The sequence below is a fragment of the Methanomicrobium sp. genome (assembly GCF_055145805.1).
Genome location: NZ_JBSREC010000092.1, coordinates 1 through 5431, shown reverse-complemented (window position 1 = coordinate 5431; position 5431 = coordinate 1). Strand labels below are relative to the sequence as shown.

The following is a 5431-nucleotide window of genomic DNA, read 5'->3' as shown; positions in this document are numbered from 1 at the left end:
AGTATCCTGAAAGTTCTATATTGTTTTTTTAAAACTTTAGGAAATCCTTCTGTTTTCAGATAATGTATGAAAAAATGTAATATCTCTGCAGATTTTTGTGAGAACAGAAAATTTTCCGTGGGGATTTCAATCGGATTTAAAAAATGCCGATCACGATCGCCCGGGCCAGCACCGGTGCTGCACATGACGGGTAATAGGACTATCGCTGAACAAGTAAGTGGCCCGGTCATCAGGAGAATCGCAGGAAGGGGCATCAGGCACCTTAAAATATCATTTCAGAAGGTTTAATTACGTGGGTAAATAAAAAACCTAAATGGTGATTTTATGAAAAAATCAATGGTTATTATTCTTGTCGGCCTTGCCTGTCTTATGCTGATGGCTGCCGGCTGCACGAGCACATCCGGTACAACACCTGCTGCTGAGGAAATGTCCTGGTCAGGCATATGGAGCACGGCATGGACATCTGCGGATTACGCGACCCTGGTGCCCGGAGATGACATTACGTTCACCCAGACGGGCAGATCGGTAACAGGAACCTATATTAACCCCGAACAAAATTACACAGGGTCAATAACAGGTACTGTTGACGGAGCCACACTGACCGGCACCTGGTCTGAGTCTGAGAATGGTATCCCTGGGACATCAGGTACGATGGAATTTGTAATGTCAGCTGACGGAAATTCCTTCACCGGAACATGGGACCATGCAAATGACACGAGTAAGACTACGTATCTCTGGAACGGCGTCCGTAAATAATATTCCGGCGAATCTCTGATTCCGCCAAACTTTTTTTCCCGGGGAAAATCTATCCCTTAATGATTTTGGAATGACAATCTGGCCTTTTTCTGTGATGGTTCCGGTTTTAATCTCTATTAATGACATGATCTGTCTTATTGGTCTTATTTATAAGATAAATAATTTGAATATTTCTGAAGGAGAATTTACAAATAAAATGGTAACTTATTTCTGAATATTTCCCGGCATGAATCAACCAAAAATGAACTGTAATACTAACTGGCAGAATTGCCTGGATAAATTCATACCATTCCACACCAATCCCTAAAAGAATGAGTTTTGATGATTATTTTAAAACAGTATCAAAGATGAACAAATCAGATTCATGCCCGGATGAATGTGAATTTAAAAGGCTCTCTGATATCCCTGCAGTATGGGTTCATCCTCCGCAGAATAATCCTTTTATCGGAATAATTATATCAAGAGATCCGACCACAGCGTTTATTCCGTATTATAATGATGCAAAATCCAAAGATCTTTCTTTATGGCGGGAGGATCTTTTTAATTCAAATGCCATACCTGACTGGATTTATGGGCGTATTGAATATTTCAACAGGAAATATATGGAAAATTCCCTCTCAAATGATGAACTGTTGAATTTTAAGAAAATTCTTTTTAATTCAGTTTACTGGACACACCTCCACAAGTGCTGCACAGACAAACCTGGAGAAGCATCACTGAAATTTAGCGGGAAAAATGCCGGTTACTGTGCAGACCGGTGGCTGAAGAAAGAGATAGAATCAGCTGCAAATGAAAATATCCGGTTTATCATAACGCTTGGAAAAGATGTGGAAAACTGGTTTTTGAAAAACGGCAATATAATTCCAGAGGATAAAAACATTCACCTGTATCACCTTCCTCATCCGTCAGGCGCAGCCATGGGGGCATGGTCTCCTAAAGATGAATTTGTAAAAATATCACTGGGAGAGAAAATCAAAAATATTGTCCTCGATTGCCAGAATTTTCAATGATATTCCAGGTTATCGGGAAGTTCCTGCAACTTATTTCATCATCACTTAAATATCAGGGATAAGGCCTGTGATATATTTGAAGGAAGAACAGGCTAAATTTGTTTTAAAAATACTATTGATATGATTCAGGGTAAAGCATGTATTTCCAGGCAGGAATTATAATTATCTCTTTGCCATTAATTTCTTCTTTACCTGAAGAATCCATTGTTAATATGTAGCCTTTGTTTAATTTGTGCTCAGTCAGTGCATCCAAAAGTCCGTTAATCTCCCTGTTTCTGGTTTTGTCCTTTATAATCGCGGACGATACCTGAATTGCAGAACTTACGAATGTATCCTTCATAATTAAGAAATCACATTCTTTTTTGGATTTTTCACCGGAATGGTAGAATAATTTATAGCCTTTTTTTGACCGGAGTAAATACAGAAAGACAATATTTTCAAGTTTTTGTCCTTTATTTTCAGAAAAATTAAATGAGACCGTGTTTAAAAAACTGTTATCTCCCGAATAGATCTTAGATGATGCCTGAACCTGTTTTTTAAGAGAATAGTAAAAAGCCGGAAGGGTGTAAAAAAGATATGAGTCCCTGAAGTAATCTATATACTGCCTTATTGTGTTGTTGCTTTTTATTCCTGTAATCTGCCTCAGTGTTGAATAAGTAAATATTGAGGATGAATTCGTGACAAGATATGTTGCAAGTCTCGAAAGTCCTGTGCTGTCTCTGATATTATTCCGGTTTTCTATATCTCTTTTTAAAATATCGTTGAAATAATTTCCTGAAAGCTCTATATTGTCTTCTTTTAAAACCTCAGGAAATCCTCCTGTTTCCAGATAAAGTTTGAAAAAATGTAATATCTCTGCAGATTTTTGTGAGGTAAGAATATTTTCCGGGGGGATTTCAATCCCTTTTAATTTCAGATATTCCTTAAAACTGAATGGATATAGACTCAGCACCTCATTTCTTCCCGTAAGTGATGTTGCAATTTCACTGCCCAGTATTTTTGCATTTGAGCCGGTTACAAATACTTTATGGCCTTTAAAATGGAGATTGTTGAGCCATCTCTCCCATGATGGTGCATACTGGATTTCGTCAAAGAAAAAAACTGTCTTTTTATCAGCTGAGAATAGTTCTATTGCAATATTTTCGATATCATTGTAATTTTCAATATTAATATCTGCAAGCCTTATGTCTTCAAAATTTATAAAGAGAATATTCTCGTCCAAATTCAGATATTTTTCAGCGATAAGTTTTAAGACTGTACTTTTGCCTGACCTTCTTATTCCGGTTATGATTACAATCTCTTTTCCACGTATATACTTTAAAGGATCAACATCGCGTTCTATGATGTCTTTTGGTATTTCCTTAAAGATCTCCTGCTGCTGCAGGATTACATCCAATAGCTTATCTTTTTCCATATCGCAAGTTAGAATTACATCTCAACTTATATAACTGTTCTCTGCTGGGGAGTAGGTTGTATATAAAAGAAGATTCATCGTAAAAGAACAGTATCTAATTAAATCTAATAATTATGGCGGAGGGTCTCTTAATAATTAAAGCTGTATTTAGGATCTGATATCCGGAATATTTTAAAATTCTTTGGAGCAATTTAATGTGAAACTGATAACTTTTTGTTTTTTTGAAAGGTTTTCTATATGATGCTCCCCAAAATATTTTATTTTCAATACCATGATTACATCTCCGGACATGAAGGAGCATTTACTGAAGATAATGCATGGGAGGTCATGAAAGTGAGGCCAATTCCAACGGCAATTCGGAAGGAGTGCTGTCAGGAAACGATGATACGGTCCGGCTTTTATGGACTGTTGTAACAGATTTAACAGACAGGTCAATGAATGTTAAATTCTTCCAAAAAGACGGCCCTGTTATAAACGAGACTTATATGACTCATGATCTTGTTATGTCAGAGCCGTTTACCTTCAGGCTTGAGCGGTGAGAAACCAGGGAGATTGCCGTATAATCTCCGGCCTTTTTATAAATTCATTCCTATTTTATCGTCGAGCCAGTCAAACTTGGCACCGAAAGACTGACCGAACGCCCCGAACTGGCAGTGCGACCCGGCACCGTATTCGTCTGAGAATAATATGAATTCCCGCTCGCAGGTAAGATTGTCATAAAGTTCCTTTGCCTGTATCCCGTCCGGGTCGAGGTTATCGGCCACACCGGCACAGACAAGTGTCGGGCAGCGTATCTTCCCGGCAATTCCTGCGAGTGAAAAATCCATCCATTTTGCCCAGAACTGTGCCGGTGAGCCGGCATTGAAGACGAACATTCCATTCTCGTTCATCCAGCGGGTGCCGGTATTATCTGCCATTGCTTCGCTTATGGCATCGTTGAACTCAGCGGGGCCTGTCTGCAGCCATTCCTTCAGGTCTTCTTTTGTCATGTTCGCGTCTGCTCCTTCGTCCTGCAGGTTTCGCAGGAGATTTTCTCCGACGTCATAGGTGCCGGGGTCTGCAATAAGCGCCGTAATCCTGTTTTCATATGCGGCGCCGCGTGGGGCTAGGTAGCCGCCTAAGGAAATTCCCCAGAGTGCTATTTTGTCTTCGTCGACATCGGGCCGGCTTACTGCATAGTCCACAACAGGGGTGATGACATTCTCCCAGTCGTAACGAAACGGAATATGCTGAATCCGTATCACTTCGCCCTGGCCCGGCCCCTCGAATGTCAGGACATTGTATCCGCGTTTTATTCCTTCCATTGCATATGGATGGAGCTCTTCCTGGCAGCCGTCAAAGCCGGTCTGAACGATGAGAAGCGGCCGCGGTGCGCCGGAATTGTCAACTTTATAGAAGTACCCGGGGAGTGTTGTATTTTCGTACGGGATGCTGACAATCTCGTATGAGACATCATCGAGTGCGAGTGCATCGCGAAATGTTTCCCTGCTTTTTTCCCACGTCTCAACGATGCGGGAGTCGGTGGAATTTCCATGCAGGAAGAATTCTGCTGTGCGGTAGTATGTTGCAGCCCGGTAGTAAGCATTCATTGCTGTACGGTTATGCCCTTTTTTGAGGCTTTCATCTCCTATATTTCTGACTGCATCCGCTGTCTTTTTCCATTCGCCATACCAGCTCTCAAAGTCTCCTTCGTCTATTCTGGATGCTGTTTTAAGGCATTCGCCGATATCAGCTTCTCCGGAATATGTAGCGCCTATTGTTCTTAGGAACTGGAAAGCGAATTCCTGATCGCTGAATATTTGTGCGGCGGAGCCGGAGGAAGCGGATGAAGGTGTTTTTGTTGCAGTAACGGCAGGCAAAGCCGCTGACTGCTGATCTGTGCCGGTGCAGCCTGCAGAAATTGTAAATGTAAAAACAGCTGTTATCAGGAGGGTGAAAGTTATTATATATATTCTACAGGCTCTCGTGGATTTCATAGTTGACTATGGAATGTTAGAATAGCAGTTATGATAATGTTTACGAAAATCTGGGTTTTGCAGAAAACTTATGACTCTTTTGCAAAATTCTGAAAAGGAGAAATGGATGTTAGAGTTTTTAAGAAATTCAAAAAGAGAACAAATACTGAATAATACGTAATACCTCATCTCCTCTCTCTAAATAATCTCGCTCGTATGGCTCTTCTATCTTCACGCTCTCCAAATAGATAATTCTTATCTGGAGTGAATTTACAAATTAAATTATAAGATGTTTC

General features: G+C 40.3%; 5 protein-coding genes. 3 read left to right on the top strand and 2 right to left on the bottom strand.

Translation table 11 applies throughout. The features are described from left to right. Positions 1 to 324 precede the first annotated feature (324 nt). On the top strand, positions 325 to 756 hold the full coding sequence (locus tag ACTB1O_RS08460) for a hypothetical protein (protein WP_462994700.1): 432 nt from the start codon (positions 325 to 327) through the stop codon (positions 754 to 756). A gap of 311 nt (positions 757 to 1067) precedes the next feature. Further along, the gene (locus tag ACTB1O_RS08455) at positions 1068 to 1766 is read left to right on the top strand and encodes a uracil-DNA glycosylase family protein (RefSeq protein WP_462994699.1); all 699 of its coding nucleotides are present in this window, start codon (positions 1068 to 1070) and stop codon (positions 1764 to 1766) included. A 112-nt stretch (positions 1767 to 1878) separates the two neighbouring features. On the opposite strand, the gene ACTB1O_RS08450 is transcribed toward ACTB1O_RS08455, so the two are convergent. Then, positions 1879 to 3180, bottom strand: coding sequence for an ATP-binding protein (locus ACTB1O_RS08450; RefSeq protein WP_462994698.1), 1302 nt, complete (start codon positions 3178 to 3180; stop codon positions 1879 to 1881). A gap of 317 nt (positions 3181 to 3497) precedes the next feature. On the opposite strand from ACTB1O_RS08450, the gene ACTB1O_RS08445 reads away from it, so the two are divergent. Continuing rightward, the gene (locus ACTB1O_RS08445; protein WP_462994697.1) at positions 3498 to 3719 is read left to right on the top strand and encodes a hypothetical protein; all 222 of its coding nucleotides are present in this window, start codon (positions 3498 to 3500) and stop codon (positions 3717 to 3719) included. Between the two features lie 36 nt (positions 3720 to 3755). On the opposite strand, the gene ACTB1O_RS08440 is transcribed toward ACTB1O_RS08445, so the two are convergent. Continuing rightward, a complete protein-coding gene (locus ACTB1O_RS08440; RefSeq protein ID WP_462994696.1) occupies positions 3756 to 5156 on the bottom strand; it encodes an alpha/beta hydrolase family protein in 1401 nt (466 codons plus the stop codon). Between the last annotated feature and the right edge of the window lie 275 nt (positions 5157 to 5431).

Bases quoted from the DNA above. Each gene is read 5' to 3' on its own strand.
- ACTB1O_RS08445 (WP_462994697.1), top strand. From the start codon at position 3,498: ATGGGAGGTCATGAAAGTGAGGCCAATTCCAACGGCAATTCGGAAGGA.
- ACTB1O_RS08450 (WP_462994698.1), bottom strand. From the start codon at position 3,180: ATGGAAAAAGATAAGCTATTGGATGTAATCCTGCAGCAGCAGGAGATC.
- ACTB1O_RS08440 (WP_462994696.1), bottom strand. From the start codon at position 5,156: ATGAAATCCACGAGAGCCTGTAGAATATATATAATAACTTTCACCCTC.
- ACTB1O_RS08455 (WP_462994699.1), top strand. From the start codon at position 1,068: ATGAGTTTTGATGATTATTTTAAAACAGTATCAAAGATGAACAAATCA.
- ACTB1O_RS08460 (WP_462994700.1), top strand. From the start codon at position 325: ATGAAAAAATCAATGGTTATTATTCTTGTCGGCCTTGCCTGTCTTATG.